Source organism: Flavobacterium sp. TN-1, from assembly GCF_052828645.1.
Genome location: NZ_CM128253.1, coordinates 3,113,834 through 3,130,844 on the forward strand (window position 1 = coordinate 3,113,834; position 17,011 = coordinate 3,130,844).

Genomic DNA, 17,011 nt, shown 5'->3' on the forward strand with positions numbered 1-17,011 from the left:
GATTCAAAAGAGGTTGTCCAAAATATGATTTATACTAATTTGTTCAACCTCTTCCTTTTTCTAAAAATACCTAAAGTAAAATTGATTAATTAAAAGAACAAAACTACGGTTATACTATCCACAATTTTTTTAAATTCAAACAAGAACCTAAAAATTTACAGACCTAATTTCAATGCCTTAATAAAAATATTTTAATTCTCTAAAATACAACCCCTTTATTGAATTTATGTTGAAGAATAAAAAATAAAATACATAGAAATTTTTATCTGTAATTATTTTCTACCACGTAACTTTAATTAGATTTTATTTATAAATTCTACTAACTGTTTAACCGCTTTTGCTCTATGACTTATTTTTGATTTTTCTTCAAGCGTTATCTCTGCAAAAGTATTTTCATATCCATCAGGGATAAAAATAGGATCATACCCAAAACCATTAAGTCCTCTTTGCTCAAACGTTATTTTTCCATCTATCGTTCCTGTAAACAAATACTGCTGATTCTTTAAATTAAGTGCTATAACCGTTTTAAAATTAGCTTTACGATTCAGCTCTCCAGACAATACACTTAAAAGTTTATCCATATTCTTTTGGTCATCTTTTTCTTCTCCAGCATATCTTGCAGAAAAAACACCTGGTTCTCCATTAAGAGCCTCCACTTCTAGCCCACTATCATCAGCAAAACAAGCATAACCGTAATGTTGAGTAATATAATCTGCTTTAAGCCTTGCGTTCCCTTCAATAGTTGTAGCCGTTTCTGGTATATCAACCAAACAATTAATATCCTTCAAGCTTAATATTTCAATTTCATCAGGTATTAGTCTTTTGATTTCCTTTATTTTATTTTGGTTATTAGATGCGAAGACTATTTTCATATTCTAGTTTTTTGTAAAGCAAGATACTATTTTTCAGAATAAAATTTAACATAATATACGGAAAATCCACACTAATTTTTATACTCGATCACATACCTTTGTATACGTTCTTAATCAATTAAAACAGACTAAATTTTTTAAACGAATTTTCGATAAAGTAACTACTAACTGATTTTGTATTATTGGGTAATTTTCTTAAAATTTTCTATTCATTAGTAGAAAAACTACCGCTTTATCTTATTTTTTTTGTTTTTGGGAGATATACAATTATCGTTTAAAAATTTATCAAAAAAAAGCTATGCAATTGTTTGCATAGCTTTTTTTAATTAGATTAAAATATTTAACATAATGTATGGATTATCCGTAATAAAAATAATCTTTAATTATCTATCTTTGGGTACGTTCTTAATCAATTAAAACAGACTAAATTTTTAAACGAATTTTCGATAAAGTAACTACTATGTAAATTTTGTATTATTGGGTAATTTCTTAAAATTTTCTATTGATTAGTAGAAACACTACAACTTTATCTTATTTTTTGTTTTTGGGAGATATACAATTATCGTTTAAAAATTTATTAAAAAACAGCTATGCAATTATTTGCATGGCTGTTTTTAATTATACACAATACATAAAACATCTATCACAAAAACACTTCTCATTTAGCTCTTTTTCAACACATTATTAATCAAGTAAAAATAAATTTTCAACCATTTTTTCAATAAAAACAACCAGTAGCTGATTTTCAATTATTAGACACATTTTACAAAATCCTCTATCTATCAACACAAAACTCTATTTTTCTTTTTGAAAAACACAAATAAAGCTTAAAGACTCTTATAACAAAAAACAAACTTTAACATAATATACGGCAAACCCGTAAATAAATTCATTTTCAATCATCTACCTTTGAAACACGTTCTTAATCAAGTAAACAAACTAAATTTTTAAACGAACTTTAGATAAAGCAAACTACTAATCATGTTTTGTATTTTATTGGGTAATTTTCTTCACAAAATATTATTGATTAGCAGAAACACCACTCTTTATCTTATTTTTTTGTTTTTGGGAGATATAAAATTATCGTTTAAAAATTTATATTTAAAAGAGGCTGTACAAAAAGTAATAAATCAACCGCAGTTTGTCACTCCGGCGTAAAGAAGGTTCTTATAATCAACATTATGTGATTCCTCCCTTTGGTCGATGACAAGATTGCGAATTTTTTGAACAGTCTCTTTTTTTATTCTATAAATTCCTATATCTAGTTTTTAAGATATATTATGGTTTCACCCAGAAATTTATTTTAAACACATTATTAAAAAAATCAATACAAAAACAATACGTATACAACTCCATTATAAATATTGAAGAATTTCAAGAAGAAATGAACCGTAACCATAACGAAGCCTGATTATAAAAAAAGGGGATCCATAAGACCAAAAGAAACCTTAATCACAGTAATAAAAAACGCTTATCGTATATACAGAATAATATCCTGATTCCATCCTCTTAAGAAGGAAAAACAACCTAAACGTTATTCAAAAAAGGAAACAATAGAATTTAATACACGGAAAAAATCTTTTTTAAATTCAATAAATTTCTAATGTGCAATTTAGATTAGACATTCATTTTTAAAATTTTAAAACAAAAAAGGTTTATTGAAAAAAATCCAACAAACCTTTATAAACAAATTCTTTAAATTAATTAAAGTATTACAATAAAATGAATATACTTAGAACAAGAGCATATAGTTCTTTATAAAATATTACTTTTTTAATCATTGGGATACATTAAAATTTCGGCTGGCTCAAAAGATACCTTTCCCTTTGGTTCTACAAAGTACTTTAAAATAACTTCTCCCCAACCTGATTCTCCTGTAAAATCAGCAATTATCCAACGATGATTTAAAAAACGAACTTTATTAATTACCATCCCTTCGTATGAAACTAAAGGATTTCCTTTGGGATTATTATTCATTTCTACTAATTGCTCTTTTATTCGAGGCATTAATTCATCTATATTCTGATCTTCAAAATAATCTCTGGCCTTATCATTGTACATTAATGAAAAATAATCACCTTCTTCTTTTTCTGCAACAATCTTAGCTATTGAATCTTTTATCTTTTTCTTGTATTTTTCTGTTGTTTTGCTATCATGATTAAATTTTTTAGTAGCATACATCAATTGAAAAATATTCATTAAAACGGAAAAGATGAATCCGTATAAAAGTAATTTTCTCATATATTAAATGGTTATTTCTAAATTATCATAAGCAACCCATACATTATCTGGTAATTTTTTTTGAATTTCTTCATGAAACCCAAACAAATGACTTATATGAGTTAAATAAGCTCTCTTTGGTTTTACTTTTTTTATTAATGTCAAGGCTTCCTCTAAGTTAAAGTGTGTGTCATGTAATTCTTCTCGTAACGCGTTAATCACTAAAACTTCCAATCCTAAAAGTTTATTTAATTCTTCTTCATCAATACTTTTAACATCAGTTAAATAAGCAAAACGATCCAAACGATAACCAAAGGTTTGTAAGTTACCGTGCCAAACACTTATTGGCTCTATTATTTTATCCTTTATTTTTATTACTTGTCCATTAATTACCCTATGTTCATCTACACTAGGAGCTCCTGGATATTTATCAACTTTTTCAAAGATATAATCAAATCTTTTTTCTAAATTTTTCAAAACCCGTTCATGTGCATAAATAGATATATTCCCTTGCTTAAAGAAAAAAGGGCGTATATCATCTAGACCTGCCGTATGATCAGCATGTTCATGTGTAAAAAAAAGAGCATCAATTTTAGAACATTTAGACAAGAGCATTTGTTGTCTAAAATCAGGACCACAATCTATTATAAAAGAATCATGATCCCATTGAATCCATACAGAAACACGCAAACGTTTGTCTCTTACATCCTCACTTAAACAAACAGGATGATCACTCCCAATAACGGGTATTCCTTGTGAAGTTCCCGTACCTAAAAAATATATTTTCAATAGAAATCCTTTTTGCACAAAAATAAATATTATTTGATAAAAAATAAGGCTTTTACTACCTTTGCCTCGTATTTAATTATGAAGATGAAAGATCTACAAAACGAAATTAGATTAAAAGGAGATAGAGAGATTGAACAAATCCCTTCTATAAGTGATAAAGCCCTAAGAATCAATCTAAACGAAAACATATACGGTACTTTTGCCGAAATAGGTGCTGGACAAGAAACTGTTAGACATTTTTTTAGAGCTGGAGCTTCTTCTGGCACTATTGCCAAAGCAATGAGTGCGTATGATAAGGATTTTAGTGATGCTATTTATGGTATAGAAGATGATGGCCGTTATGTTACAGAAAGTCGCTTACGTAAAATGCTTCAACACGAAATTGAATTAGTTGAACAACGACTCAAAAGAGAAAAACATCCTAATAAATTATTTTTTAGTTATGCAAACACGGTAGCTACTATAGATTTTGCAAAACAATACAAAGGACATGGATGGGTGGGGATTATTTTTCAATTAGACCCAGATGAAGCATATAATGAAATTATTCTTCATATTCGTTTCAAAGAAAATGATGCTAAATTACAACAAGAAACTTTAGGTAAATTAGGCGTAAACTTAATTTACGGTGCTTTTTATAAATACAATGATCCTAAACGTTTATTGCGCTATCTATACGATCATATAGACAAAGACCAATTAGAAATTGATACTGTAAATTTTTCAGGACCTCGTTTCAACCAAGTTGACAACCGCTTAATGAGTTTACAATTAGTACGCAATGGTATGACTGATGCCGTTATGTTTGATCCTAATGCCAAAAACGTATTACCCGCTCAAATCTTATATAAGAAAAATATTTTAGCTCTTAGAGGGAGTTTTCGTCCTGTTACGAAAGTAAACATGGATATGTATGAAAAATCACTACAAATGTTTCTTCAAGAAAACAAAGTAAAAGAAGAAAACACTCTTGTGGTCTTTGAAATTACTCTATCTAATTTACGTTCCGATGGCGAAATTGATGAAAAAGATTTCTTAGATCGCGCAGAATTACTTTGCTCATTAGGACAAACTGTTCTCATTTCAAATTTCCAAGAATATTATAAAGTTGTAGAATATTTCTCTAACTATACCAAAGAGCGTATGGGACTTGCTATGGGAGTAAACAACTTAATTGATATTTTTGATGAAAAGTACTATCGTCACTTAAGTGGTGGTATCTTAGAAGCTTTCGGTAAATTATTCTATCGTGATATGAAAGTTTATTTGTATCCTATGGAAGATGAAGATGGAACCATTCTTACTTCTCAAAACCTTAAAGTCCATCCTAGAATGAAAGAATTATATAAATTCTTTGCTTACAATGGAAAAGTAATTGATATTACAGATTTTGACAAATCCCATTTAAAAATATTTTCTCGAGAAGTCCTAAAAATGATTGGATCTGGTCAGCCAGGTTGGGAAGAAATGCTCCCAAAAGGTATTGCAGAACTAATTAAACGCGATCATCTTTTTAGTTGTGACGAAAACAAAAAGATAGAAAAAGTATAACTTTACACTATAAAATATTAAAAAACGACTTAGATAACTCACCCTAAGTCGTTTTTTATTAGATCTTCTAAAACACACCGTTTTTATTTCATTATGATAAGTAACTCTTCAATTACATAGCCCGTCTCAAATCCAAAAACTAATCAAACATTAGACTCGTATTATAAATTTTAATATTCCGCACACCTTTTTATAACTTTTCCTAATTAATTTAAAAAAGAAACATCTTTTCTTTTGATAATAGTTACTCCTTGTATCTAAAAATTAATCTCTTTTTGCTCATTGTATAGAGTCTAAGATTTTTTTATTTTTTGAGAACAAAAAAGTTATTTTATTTTCATAAAAATACTTTAATTTAATTGTTCTTGAAAAGCTCCTATAACGACCTCTGCTTCTAGCATTTGATTAGGCGACTTTTCCATTAAATAAAGTACTCTTTTCATAGCACTTGGGTTTAATCCCATATTAATCCCTATTTCAAATATTTTCTCTTTTTCTCTAGTATGCAAAACCCCATCACAGTGCATCAATAAAGCCAGTCTATAAAACTGCAAAACACGTTGAAACTCATCTTTCAACACTTGTTTTTCTTCTTTCAAATTAAATAACTCCAAAAATTTTGCTTTATCTATCTCTAATTCTTGCGCCACTATCCAGAGAAAATCATATTCTCTATCATGTAATTCTCCATCTATAACCGCAAATGCAATCATTTCTTGTAACAAATTAATCTTTTCTTTTTGGATACTCATACTTATTTCATTTCCTAACAAATCTATAATTTTTGTACTGAATATGCAAAAACAAATATGATAGTATCCTGTGAACAAGCCGTTTTATACGATAAATAATAAAGATTAAAACCGTATCTTTGAAAAAAATTAATGTCACATGACAAACAACGATATATTTAAAAAATTAAGAGTTGCTCTTCAACTTAGAGACGATCAAATAGTAGAAATTCTTGGACTCGTAGATTTTAGAATTTCAAAGGGTGAATTAGGAAATATTTTTCGCAATGAAGATCATCCTAAATATATGGAATGTGGTGATCAGATACTTCGTAATTTCTTAAATGGTCTAATTCTTTTTTTAAGAGGAAACAAAGAAGCTCCCAAAAATCCTTTGGAAGTTTTACAAATAAACAAAGAAAATATTAAAAAAAATCAATCTGATAAACCTATCGAAAAGAAGTCAGTTGACAAAACATTTAAGTCAGCAGACAAGCAAACTTCTTTTAAAAAAAACACCAAAACTTCAAATCCTGTTTTCGAATCTGTACGTTTTAAAAACGGTAAGAAAAAAAGCTAATACTATCGTTTCCTCTTACTTATTACGTAAAGAGGAAACATCTATTCATTATTTTAACTCTCTTTTTCTAGATATTTTTCACAAAACACTCTTTTTAACACTGCCTTTTTCTTAAACACATTGTTAATTTTACTTTAAACTCTAAGAAATATCATAAGGTTTAACTACATTAGCAAAGACAATTCTAGTTATGAGATATTTTATATTTATATTTTTAAGCTTTTTAGCTTCTCCTGTTTTGGGGCAAGAAACCACCGTAAAAGGAACTATCATCAACAACAATACCTTAACTCCAATTTGGAATGTTAATATAGTGAATACCAATAAAGTTCGTGGTGCTATATCAGATGCCAAAGGAAATTTTGAAATCAAAGCTGATGTAAATGACAATTTACTTATTTCTTGTTTAGGATTTCAATCTATTGAAATTAGAGTAACTAATGACTGGATAAAAAATCAAAATTTCCGAATAAAATTAACTGAAAAAGCTTATGCTTTAGAAGAAATTGTAATTCCTCCTTATGAACTTACAGGTTATTTAGAAGTAGACTCTAAATTAATTCCAGAACGAGAAAATTATTGGTACTCTATAGCAGGTCTTACCAAACGATACGAAGGAGGCGAAAACTCACCTAATGCTTTTAACAGGGTAATTGGTTCTTTATTTAATCCTGCCGATGCTCTTTATAATTTCTTTGGAAAGAAGCCAACAGAACTCAAGAAATTAAAAGAGTTAAGAAAAGATGACAACATAAGAAATATACTACAAAATCGTTATGATCGTCAAACCATTTATCTAATGTTTGGTATCAATGAAAAAGAATTAAATGAAATTCTGGAACGCTGTAATTATTCTGAATCTTTCATAAAAACAGCCAATGATCTTCAAATTCTAGATGCCATCAATGGTTGTTATGAGGAATATAAAATACTTAAGAAAAAATAATTTTTTATTTTTTTAAACATTTAAAATAAAAAGATGTTCTAAAAGCTGAACTCACTTTTTAAGAATCTGATATATAACCATCATAGGTATCCGAATATTTTAATAATAAAAGAGACTGCCCAAAAAGTTCGCAATCTTATTCATTTCGACCAAAGGAAGAAATCACATAATATTGACTACAAGACTCTTACTTACGTCAGAGTAACAAACTATGTGTTGATTTATTACTTTTCAAACAGCCTCTTTTCTTTTACAAAAAAAAGTTAATCATGATCTGGCGTAGGTGCTTCTACAGGGACACTATTTGATTTATCAATTGTAAAATTTAGACCACAAAATATAAAATGCAAATTTGTATTTGTTTTTAAACCAAAATCTCTTTGAAATAAATAACCTAAGGATACTCCAAAATCTTTGGAAAGTTGATAACCTCCACCTATATACATCCTATTTCTTTTTATAACAGGATTATCTGGTCCTAAAAATAGCTCATCATACGTATTTACAAAAAAAGTATTAGTATCAACTTTCTTATTATTAATAGGTACAATAATATTTATTCGATTTCTATAACGTTCTGTATTTGTATTTATATCTGTAATAGGATTATGAAAAAGTCTTTTTTCTCCCCTCATTCTATTTTCAAATTTAACACGTCCAATTGTTTTTGCATAAGTATACTGTAGCCAGAAGCGTAATTCTTCGTTTGAAATACTTTTTTCTCTATAATTAGCATATCTTCCTAAACCTAAAAAAGCTTGATTATTTGAATTTATATTATATCCGCTTCCTCCTTTTACTTCATAATAATCAACAGTGGTCAAATCAACAATTGATCGAGCTTGCAACTCGCCATAGACATACCATTTTTTATTAAATTTATACGTTAATGAAAGAGTAGAAAAACCCGACAAATGCTCTTCGTTTTGTCCTAAAACATTTCCCGTAATAAAGATTAGTAACAGGATTAGATTTTTTTTTTTCATGTTTAGTGTTAGATTAAAAAAATTTTAAATTAAAGTTGTGTGCTGTATATTGAATTATTGTTTTTTTAACTTGGGTTATGTTTTATACCCTGTTATGAAAGAATGTATATTTTTTTCTTATGAATATCTTTTTAGTAAATTAATAACAATAAACTAAGTATTTTTTAGATTCAAACTCTTTTTTTATCTGTAATAAGTTTATAATATATAATCTAGGTTTAAAAAAAAAGAGGCTAAAATAGCCTCTTTTTAGAGAAATAGTATAATTAATTAAAAACTGACAAAATATAATAAATAATTGCGGCAACTAATGCTGATACAGGAATGGTTAAAATCCAAGCCCAAATTAAATTAATGGTTACTCCCCATCTTACTGCGCTTAATCGTTTAGTAGCTCCTACTCCTATAATAGACCCTGTGATTGTATGTGTTGTAGATACAGGAACCCCCATTTGAGAAACAGTAAAAAGCGTTAAGGCACCAGCTGTTTCAGAACAAACCCCTTCTAAAGGAGTAACTTTGGTAATTTTCGTTCCCATTGTTTTTACGATTTTCCAACCGCCCATCAAAGTTCCTAAACCTATCATTAAATAACAACCAAAAGCAATCCATATAGGCATTGTTTTATTTGTAACCTTAGTTTCTATTTTTGCTTTGATCTCTTCTTTTAACTTTCCTTTTTCATCTACATACTTTGCAAAAATTTTAGCATAACGATAAGAAGGATTTAATTGTTTGTCTTTAAAAATAACTTCTTTTGTATCTGTATCATGTACATCTTTTTTATCAGTATATACATGTAATGTTTTTAGCTCTTTAGCCGCTTTTTCAAAGTTACTCAAATCAATATTTTCTTTTTTCAAATGTAAAATAAAAGGATTATTAGGATTAATTCCTGCTACTAACTTTTCATCTTCATAAATATTTTGTTTTGCAGATAAATCAATAATCTTTTTACCATCTACATAAATTGTATCTTTATCAAAGATACCAATAGCTGGTTTAAATTTTTTAATTTTACCTTCGTCGTTAGTATATTTCACTTGTAAAACTTCTGTTACTTGTAATAAACTAGGTACTTCTCCTTTTACCTCTCCTCTTCTTACTCCATTAGCATATACGATACAAGCGGCACAAATAATCCCCATTACTTTTTGAGAATCGGCTCCACCATGACCTAATGAAAAGGCTGCGGAAGATAATAATTGTAGTTTTTTGTATAAATTACCTTCTTTCATAGCTGTATTATTTTTACCTACAACTATTTCAAAAATGATAAAAATTAACACAAACGAAGACAATAAAACGCCTATGATCCAAATCATAATGGGCTTGATATCAAAAATATCTTTATAAGCCCAAGTCATATAAACTGTAAAAACGGTTAACAGGATATAACAGAACAATTTTATAAAGAAATTTCTTTGAATTGTCATGAGTGTAATAACAAAAGATATAACTCCCCCTATAATTGGTGCTAAAACAATAAACATCAGGGGTTTTGTAATTTCTTCTAACTTCAAAACATCAAATCCTGCATGTGCTACGGCTGCGCCCGCAAATCCACCAATAAGAGTATGGGAAGAAGAAGAAGGAATTCCTAACCACCATGTTAATAAATTCCATACTGTAGCTGCTAATAGACCTGATAAAATAACCCATAAATCAATAACTGAGTTATCTACTGTTTTCGCTACTGTATTACCTACACTCATATCAAAAACCCAATAAGCGGCGAAGTTAAATATTGCAGCCCATATTACAGCCTGAGTTGGTGATAATACCTTTGTTGAAACCACTGTAGCAATCGAATTGGCCGCATCGTGAAAACCGTTAACCAAGTCGAAGCCCATAGCTACAACAATTATTATAATTAATAAAGCAAATTCCATTTTTTTAAATAATTTAGAGCGACTAAGCGTGTTTAACTGAAATTGCTTCTAAAGTTCTAGATACGTCCTTACATTTATCTGTTGCTTTATGTAAAGCATATAATACTTCTTTGTATTTAATAATATTAACAACATCTGTTTCATTTTCAAACAACTCAGCTACTGCCTTATCAAATACTAAATCGGCTTTACTTTCCAATTTATTTATTTTCTTAACAGCACTGTTAATTTTGTCTAAATTTTTTAAATCTTTCAACTCTAACACTGCTCCATTAATATGAGTACAAGCCTCTAAAGTGATCTCAGTTAATTTACGAATAGATTTATTAATTTTAACTACGTTATATAAGTTCATACGATTAGAGGCCGTATAAATATTATTGGCTACATCTGTAATAGTAGTAATTAACATGTGAATATCTTCACGATCAAAAGGAGTAATAAAATTTCTACTTAGTTCAATATTCATTTTATGGTTTACACTTTCAATATCAGCTACTAATTGTTCTACTTGTTTATAGTAGTTCGTTCTATTTTCCATTTCGCTTTTTCCTATATTTACAGCTTCATGTAAATTTTCAGATAAAGCAAGTAAATCTGTTGTTGCCTTAGTAAACAAAGGATAAAAAGTTGTATCTTTTGGTGAAAAGAATTTTAGTACGTCTCTAAATGCCATTTTTAATCAATTTAATTTCGAAAGCAAAAATACCCCGAGTGTGTTAAGTTAATGTTAAGTCAAGATGAATTAGGTATTAATTCTGTTAACAGTATTTTAACGGTTTTCTAAATAATAAAACGGATTTTGTAATTTAGCACACCGAAATTAAACAATACACTATGGATTTAAACTTCAATAAGAACGAAGATCATAACAGACTTCTACTATCTGAATTAAAACAGCGTTTAGCAAAAGTAAAATTAGGAGGCGGAGAAAAACGTATTGCCAAACTTCATGCTGAAGGCAAAATGACTGCACGAGAAAGAATAGATTATTTATTAGATAAAGACACAAATTCAATTGAAATAGGAGCTTTTGTTGGGGAAGGTATGTACAAAGAACACGGAGGTTGTCCATCAGGAGGAGTTGTTATAAAAATAGGTTATATACAAGGCAAACAATGTATAGTAGTGGCTAATGATGCAACCGTAAAAGCAGGCGCGTGGTTTCCTATTACAGCTAAAAAAAACTTACGTGCACAAGAAATTGCAATGGAAAACAGATTACCTATCATCTATTTGGTAGATTCCGCTGGTGTCTATCTGCCTATGCAAGATGAAATTTTTCCTGACAAAGAACATTTTGGACGTATTTTTCGGAACAATGCTTTAATGAGTAGTATGGGAATTACTCAAATAGCAGCCGTAATGGGAAGCTGCGTAGCAGGTGGTGCTTACCTCCCTATTATGAGCGATGAAGCCTTGATTGTTGACAAAACAGGAAGTATCTTCTTAGCAGGCAGTTATTTAGTAAAAGCAGCCATTGGCGAAACAATTGACAACGAAACTCTAGGGGGTGCTACTACACATTGCGAAATTTCAGGGGTAACAGACTTTAAAGCTAAAGATGATAAAGATGCTTTAGATAGAATTAAAAGTATTGTTAGTAAAATGGGCGATTTTGATAAAGCTGGTTACAACCGAATCAAATCCGAAAAGCCAGCTTTAGATCCGAACGAAATCTTTGGAATTTTACCAAAATCACGGGCAGAACAGTATGACATGATGGAAATCATCAAGCGTTTAGTTGATAATTCTGAATTTGATGAATATAAGGCAGGTTATGGTCAGACAATCATCACAGGTTATGCTCGTATTGACGGATGGGCGGTAGGAATTGTAGCAAATCAACGCTTGATAGCCAAAACCACAGGAGCCAAAACAAAACCTAGTGAAATGCAATTTGGAGGTGTTATTTATTCTGATAGTGCTGATAAAGCAACTCGATTTATAGCAAACTGTAATCAAAAAAAGATCCCTTTAGTATTCATGCACGATGTAACAGGATTTATGGTAGGCTCTAAGTCTGAACATGGAGGAATTATAAAAGACGGTGCTAAAATGGTAAACGCCGTATCTAACTCTGTAGTTCCTAAATTTACAGTCGTAATAGGCAACTCTTATGGAGCTGGCAACTATGCTATGTGTGGTAAAGCCTATGACCCTCGACTCATATTTGCTTGGCCGAGTGCTGAATTAGCCGTTATGGGAGGAGCACAAGCAGCAAAAGTACTTACACAAATAGAAGCCACCTCATTAAAAGCCAAAGGCGAAGAAATTACCCCAGAAAAAGAAGAAGAACTATTCAATAAAATAAAATCACGTTACGACGAACAAGTTTCTCCTTACTATGCTGCTTCTCGTTTGTGGACAGATGCTGTTGTAGATCCTCTTGAAACTCGTACTTGGATTTCTATGGGAATAGAAGCTGCTAATCATGCTCCTATAGAAAAACCTTTTAATTTAGGAGTCATTCAAGTTTAGTTATAAAAAACCACATCTATGTTTCTTAATTATTCATAGTCTATTTAAAAAATCCAATAATAAATTATTTTTTTATTAAAACTCATAAAAATCTACCTTTACACGGTAGATTTTTTTTTATTATGAGAAAATATATTTTATTATTATTATTCCTTTTTTTAAAAACTCAACCTATATCAGCACAGCTAACTGTAGCCAAAGAACAATATAGCCATCGAGATTCTCTACAAGGAGGATTACGAACAGAACGCAGCTGTTTTGATGTACAACGTTATGATTTAAACATCAAAATCAATATTGATCAAAAATCAATAATAGGTTATAATGATATTACTTTTAAAGTAGTAAACCATACTTCAAAAATTCAAATTGATTTATTTGAAAACATGAAAATAGATAGCATCCTTTATGACAACCAAAAACTGAATTACAAACGTGATGAAATAGCTACTTTTATCTATTTCCCTAATACACTTCCTAAAGGAAGCACCCAAAAAATCAGATTCTATTATTCCGGAAATCCTAAAGTAGCCAAAAGAGCCCCTTGGGATGGTGGTTTTACCTTTACTCATGATCTAAACAACAAACCTTGGGTGGCTGTTAGCTGTCAAGGATTTGGGGCCAGTTCTTGGTACCCCGTAAAAGATTCACAAAGTGATGAACCCAATTTAGGAGCTTCTATTAAGGTGGCCGTTCCCAATGGACTGATGAATATATCTAACGGACGATTTCTAGGAAATGAAGATCTCAAAAATGGTTATACCCGTTGGGATTGGGAAGTTAAAAATCCGATTAACACCTACGACATTACTGTGAATATAGGTGATTATGTATTAATTGAAGACCATCATAAGGGCTTAGATCTAAAATATTATGTCCTACGAAATAATGAATCAAAAGCTCGAAAACACTTTGAAGAAGTAAAACCTATGTTGGATTGTTTTCAATCAAAATTTGGCGAATATCCTTTTAAGGAAGATAGCTATAAGTTAGTAGAAAGTCCATATTTAGGAATGGAGCATCAAAGTGCAATAGCATACGGAAACCAATATAAAAAAGGGTATCAAGGGAAGGATTTATCAGGAACTGGGATTGGACTATTATTTGATTATATAACGATACATGAAACAGGTCATGAATGGTTTGGCAATAGTATAACAAGCAAAGACATTGCTGATATGTGGATACATGAAGCCTTTACTATGTATTCCGAAATAGTTTTCATAGAATGTCTATACGGATATGAAAAAGCACTAGAATATTGTAAAGGACTTCGTATGAACATAGCTCATGACCGTCCTATGATAGGAGATTTTGGGGTAAACAAAGAAGGAAGTGGCGATATTTATTATAAAGGAGCTAATATGCTTAACACTCTACGTCATGTTATAGGCATAGATAAATGGTGGGATATTTTGTTAAATTTCTCTAAAAAATACAAAAAACAAATTATCGAAGGAAAAACAGTAATTGATTTTTTTAACAAAGAATCTAAGAAGAATCTAACCCCTATATTTAATCAGTATCTAAAATACACCACTATTCCCCTCTTAGAAATTCAAAAAAAAGACCGTACATTTGAAATTAGATGGGTTACGGAGGAGCCTAATTTTAAAATGCCTATCGAACTCTTTATAAAAAATAAAAAACAAACGATCTTGGTTTCCAATAATTGGCAAACGATTCCTTTTGATATAAACAAAATAAGCGACATACAACCCAATGAAAACGCTTTTTATATAAAATATAATCCAAAAAATTAAAACAATAAGCTGATTTTTAGTATATTAGATAAAAATTTATAAACTAACAGCTATGGAAACAGTAAAAAATTTGAATAAGTGGGCAAATGCGCACACTTATTATTCATTGGATTTGTTGAGAATTTTTGTAGGTATTTTTTTATTCATGAAAGGGGTTTCTTTTATGACTAATACCCTTTATTACACACAATTAATTGAACCCATAAAAAATTTTGGTGGTGGAATGCTAATTGTACATTATGTCATGGCAGCTCATATAATGGGTGGAATTATGATTGTATTTGGGTTATTAACACGTTGGTCCATTATAGCTCAAATTCCTATTCTTTTAGGCGCATTCTTAATTAATTTTATCGACCAAATGAATCCAACAAATTTAATTTTATCGTTCTTTTTACTATGTGTTTGTGCTTTCTTTCTTTTTTATGGAAGTGGCAAACACTCTGCTGATTATTATTTTAAAATGGGACAATGATAATTTAAAAAAGATATTATCATCTTTACATTCTCAAAAAAGTGATTAGTTAAATTAGTTAATATAAAAACGGCTTAAGTTTAAAAAAATTAAACTTAAGCCATAATTCACTAAATCTCGTCACTAGTAAATGTAATAAAACTTTTCTTTTTATAAGGACGAATAATCAAACGTCCTTCTCGATCAAAGCGAATGTAATTATAAACCCAATTTAAAAAAACAACCGCTTTGTTTTTAAATCCAATCAATGAAAACAAGTGAACAAACATCCATACAAACCAAGCAAAAACGCCATTAAAATGGTATTTAGGTAAGTCTACAACAGCTAAATTTCTACCAATAGTTGCCATAGAGCCTTTATCATCATATACAAAGGCTTTCATAGATTTATTTTGTTGTAAATTAAGTAGATTATCTGCTAATAAATCCCCTTGCTGTATGGCAGGTTGTGCCATCATAGGATGTCCTTGCGGATACAATTCATTTTCCATAGAAGCAATATCCCCTATGGCAAAAATATTTTCAAACCCTTTTACTTGATTAAACTCATTCACTCTTATTCGTTTCACTCCTTTGACAACAGATTCTTCTGGCAAACCATGTATACAAGCTCCTTGAACCCCTGCTGTCCAAATAACCGTTGCCGCATCTAAAACAAGATTTGTATTAGTCGTAATTGTGCGTCCATCATAATTTGTTACACGTACATTTTTCCAAATTTTAACACCCAATTCTTTTAAAAAATTTTCAGAAGCTACAGAGGATTTTTCTGTCATTGTATTAAGTATCCGATCGCCACTTTGTATTAAATGAATCTGCATTTTTTGAATATCTAAATCGGGATAATCTTTTTGAAAAATGGCTTTTTTCATTTCTGCCAAGGCTCCTGCTAATTCAACTCCTGTTGGTCCTCCCCCTACCAGAACAAAATTCATCAAAGCATTTCTTTCTACTTCATCTTTTGTTAAAACAGCCTCTTCAAAATTTTCTAAAATTAAGCTTCGAATATTTAGTGACTGAGGAATAGTTTTCATAGACATTGAATTACGTTCAATTTCTTTATTCCCAAAATAATTCGTTTTAGATCCAGTAGCAATAACCAAATAATCATAATGTATATCGCCTATTTCTGATAAAACTTTTTGATGATTCGTATCAATTTCTCTTACATTAGTCAATCTAAAGTAAAAATCCGTACATCCTTGAATTACTTTACGAATAGGATATGCTATAGAACCTGCTTCTAATCCTCCTGTAGCAACTTGATACAATAAAGGCTGAAATGTATGATGATTGTGTTTATCAATCAATACGACTTGAAAATTTTTATTTCTTAGTTTTTTGGCTAACGCAATACCTGCAAAACCACCGCCAATTATAACAACTCTTTTCTTTGAACTTTGTGGAATATTCATTAGTTAAAGGACTTGACATTTTTAAAGTTTTAAAATTAAGAAATATCTCTATAAAAAGATTATTAATACCATTTAAACTTAAAATATACGGGATTAAAAAGTAAAATTCTCGATATGTTTTTTCATTTTAGAAATAACTCGAAAAGACGGTTGAGTATATAATTGAAATCATCGTTAGTTCGAGTGCGAAGCGCATCGAAAACCAACACTAATTTTTATTGCTTTTGTAGGATAGTGCCTAAATCAGCATACAGTTTGTCACTCCGGTAAGGAGGAGTCCTATAATCAACATTATGTGATTTTTCTCTTT

At 29.8% G+C, this 17,011-nt stretch carries 14 protein-coding genes; 6 read left to right on the forward strand and 8 right to left on the reverse strand.

The features are described 5' to 3' along the window. Positions 1 to 296: 296 nt before the first annotated feature. The 3 genes from ACUXZJ_RS14020 to ACUXZJ_RS14030 all read right to left on the reverse strand — a co-directional run bounded on the left by ACUXZJ_RS14020 (position 297) and on the right by ACUXZJ_RS14030 (position 3,881). Positions 297 to 872 carry a non-canonical purine NTP diphosphatase gene (locus ACUXZJ_RS14020; RefSeq protein WP_060382580.1) on the reverse strand — a complete coding sequence of 192 codons (576 nt, stop codon included), beginning with the start codon at positions 870 to 872 and terminating at the stop codon, positions 297 to 299. 1,773 nt (positions 873 to 2,645) lie between these two features. Next, the gene (locus ACUXZJ_RS14025) at positions 2,646 to 3,113 is read right to left on the reverse strand and encodes a hypothetical protein (RefSeq protein ID WP_060382581.1); all 468 of its coding nucleotides are present in this window, start codon (positions 3,111 to 3,113) and stop codon (positions 2,646 to 2,648) included. A 3-nt stretch (positions 3,114 to 3,116) separates the two neighbouring features. Further along, positions 3,117 to 3,881 (reverse strand): MBL fold metallo-hydrolase, encoded by a 765-nt coding sequence (locus ACUXZJ_RS14030; protein WP_060383857.1) that lies wholly within the window; start codon positions 3,879 to 3,881, stop codon positions 3,117 to 3,119. Between the two features lie 84 nt (positions 3,882 to 3,965). On the opposite strand from ACUXZJ_RS14030, the gene ACUXZJ_RS14035 reads away from it, so the two are divergent. Next, complete coding sequence (locus ACUXZJ_RS14035; protein WP_060382582.1) at positions 3,966 to 5,432, forward strand: TonB-dependent receptor; 1,467 nt, start codon at positions 3,966 to 3,968, stop codon at positions 5,430 to 5,432. A 350-nt stretch (positions 5,433 to 5,782) separates the two neighbouring features. Here the strand turns inward: ACUXZJ_RS14035 and ACUXZJ_RS14040 are convergent, their stop codons facing one another. After that, positions 5,783 to 6,184, reverse strand: a complete 402-nt coding sequence (locus ACUXZJ_RS14040) for a TerB family tellurite resistance protein (RefSeq protein ID WP_060382583.1) — start codon at positions 6,182 to 6,184, stop codon at positions 5,783 to 5,785. A 139-nt stretch (positions 6,185 to 6,323) separates the two neighbouring features. Here ACUXZJ_RS14040 and ACUXZJ_RS14045 point away from each other — a divergent pair, with 139 nt between their 5' ends. Together ACUXZJ_RS14045 and ACUXZJ_RS14050 are read left to right on the forward strand one after the other, a co-directional pair. After that, entirely contained in the window at positions 6,324 to 6,743 is a 420-nt protein-coding gene (locus ACUXZJ_RS14045; RefSeq protein WP_060382584.1) for a DUF1456 family protein, read from the forward strand. Between the two features lie 190 nt (positions 6,744 to 6,933). Then, positions 6,934 to 7,689 (forward strand): carboxypeptidase-like regulatory domain-containing protein, encoded by a 756-nt coding sequence (locus ACUXZJ_RS14050; RefSeq protein ID WP_060382585.1) that lies wholly within the window; start codon positions 6,934 to 6,936, stop codon positions 7,687 to 7,689. Positions 7,690 to 7,952: 263 nt separating this feature from the next. On the opposite strand, the gene ACUXZJ_RS14055 is transcribed toward ACUXZJ_RS14050, so the two are convergent. The 3 genes from ACUXZJ_RS14055 to ACUXZJ_RS14065 all read right to left on the reverse strand — a co-directional run bounded on the left by ACUXZJ_RS14055 (position 7,953) and on the right by ACUXZJ_RS14065 (position 11,243). After that, positions 7,953 to 8,675, reverse strand: coding sequence for a DUF2490 domain-containing protein (locus ACUXZJ_RS14055; RefSeq protein WP_063743030.1), 723 nt, complete (start codon positions 8,673 to 8,675; stop codon positions 7,953 to 7,955). A gap of 266 nt (positions 8,676 to 8,941) precedes the next feature. Next, a complete protein-coding gene (locus ACUXZJ_RS14060) occupies positions 8,942 to 10,567 on the reverse strand; it encodes an inorganic phosphate transporter (protein ID WP_063743031.1) in 1,626 nt (541 codons plus the stop codon). 22 nt (positions 10,568 to 10,589) lie between these two features. After that, a complete protein-coding gene (locus tag ACUXZJ_RS14065) occupies positions 10,590 to 11,243 on the reverse strand; it encodes a DUF47 domain-containing protein (protein ID WP_060382588.1) in 654 nt (217 codons plus the stop codon). A 161-nt stretch (positions 11,244 to 11,404) separates the two neighbouring features. Between ACUXZJ_RS14065 and ACUXZJ_RS14070 the strand changes: the two genes are divergently transcribed. From ACUXZJ_RS14070 to ACUXZJ_RS14080, 3 genes are all read left to right on the forward strand, one after another. Then, positions 11,405 to 13,048, forward strand: coding sequence for an acyl-CoA carboxylase subunit beta (locus tag ACUXZJ_RS14070; protein ID WP_060382589.1), 1,644 nt, complete (start codon positions 11,405 to 11,407; stop codon positions 13,046 to 13,048). A 122-nt stretch (positions 13,049 to 13,170) separates the two neighbouring features. Beyond that, on the forward strand, positions 13,171 to 14,811 hold the full coding sequence (locus ACUXZJ_RS14075; protein ID WP_446195290.1) for a M1 family metallopeptidase: 1,641 nt from the start codon (positions 13,171 to 13,173) through the stop codon (positions 14,809 to 14,811). Positions 14,812 to 14,863: 52 nt separating this feature from the next. Then, positions 14,864 to 15,286 carry a DoxX family protein gene (locus ACUXZJ_RS14080; protein WP_060382591.1) on the forward strand — a complete coding sequence of 141 codons (423 nt, stop codon included), beginning with the start codon at positions 14,864 to 14,866 and terminating at the stop codon, positions 15,284 to 15,286. Positions 15,287 to 15,396: 110 nt separating this feature from the next. On the opposite strand, the gene ACUXZJ_RS14085 is transcribed toward ACUXZJ_RS14080, so the two are convergent. Continuing rightward, positions 15,397 to 16,701: an NAD(P)/FAD-dependent oxidoreductase gene (locus tag ACUXZJ_RS14085; protein WP_060382592.1), complete on the reverse strand. Its 1,305-nt coding sequence runs from the start codon at positions 16,699 to 16,701 to the stop codon at positions 15,397 to 15,399. Positions 16,702 to 17,011: the final 310 nt, after the last annotated feature.